The sequence below is a fragment of the Microbacterium sp. Bi128 genome, assembly GCF_918698205.1.
On sequence record NZ_CAKKMM010001573.1, the window covers coordinates 1 to 1,126 of the forward strand.

Below are 1,126 nucleotides of genomic sequence, written 5' to 3' on the forward strand. Positions count from 1 at the left end.
GCTACCGCCGTGCGAACCTGAGACCACCAACAAGACATTTAGAACCCTCCCATCGGGAAATCATAGGCGCCGGAAGCCTCCCTTGGGTGTCAAGAGGGTGTCAACACGTGGGCGGGGCCGAATCCGTGCCCGTGGCGGAGGACCAACCGCCCAGTTGCGCTATCACCTAGGGTGCTTAAAACCCCGGTTTGGCAGCCCTAAGTGATAGGGCAACGCGGGGGGAGCGGCCCACTTGGGACTCTCGAATCACGGCCTTGTAGTGGCCAACGAGTTCGGCGCCGAGCACGGACCACGTCCGGCCCTGGACCGAGGCGTGCGCGGCCGCGGCGAACGCTCGGCGCTTGGCGTCGTCGCCCATCAGGTCCATCACCCGGGCACGGAACCCGGCGAGGTCGCCGGGTTCGTACAGCCAGCCGGTCCGCGAGTTCTCCACGAGGTCCAGCGGGCCGCCGCGGCCAGTGGCCACCACCGGCACCCCGGACGCCATGGCCTCCTGGATGGTCTGGCAAAATGTCTCGAACTCGCCGGGATGGACGAATAGATCGAAGGAGGCCACGGCCCGGGCGAGGTGGTCGCCGCCGAGGAAACCGGTGAAGACCGCCTGCGGCAAGGCAGCTTCCAGGGCGGCCCGCTGGGGCCCGTCGCCGATGATCACCAGCCGGATCCCTGGAACATCCGCCAGCACCGCCAGATCCTCCACCTGCTTCTCGGCCGCCAGCCGGCCCACGTAGCCGATGAGGCGCTCGCCGCCGGGCGCCACGGCAGCCCGCCAGCCGGCGTCGCGCTTCCCGGGGTTGAACCGCTGCGTGTCCACGCCGCGCCGCCACATGTCCACGCGCGGAATGCCGCGGCCGCGGAGCTGGTTGAGCGCGAACGTGGAAGGGACCAGGGTGCGCGAGGCCAGCAGATGGATCTGGTCCACCCGGTTCCAGGCCCAGTTCTCCAGGAAGGGGACGCCGTAGCGGCCCGCATAGCCGGGGACCTCGGTCTGGTAGATGGCGACCGTGGGGATGCCGAGCTGGTGGGCGGCCTGCGCTGCCCGCCAGCCGAGCACGAACGGGGACGCGAGGTGCACGACGTCGGGCGCGTAGTCGGCAAGGATTCGCTTGACCCGATACACACCGCC

Annotated in this window: 1 protein-coding gene; it reads right to left on the reverse strand. The window is 69.5% G+C overall.

Annotated elements, in window-relative coordinates; translation table 11 throughout:
- Positions 1-175: 175 nt before the first annotated feature.
- Positions 176-1,126: glycosyltransferase family 1 protein (locus tag LQV45_RS34645; protein ID WP_230012453.1), on the reverse strand; the 951-nt coding region annotated here is incomplete at its 5' end.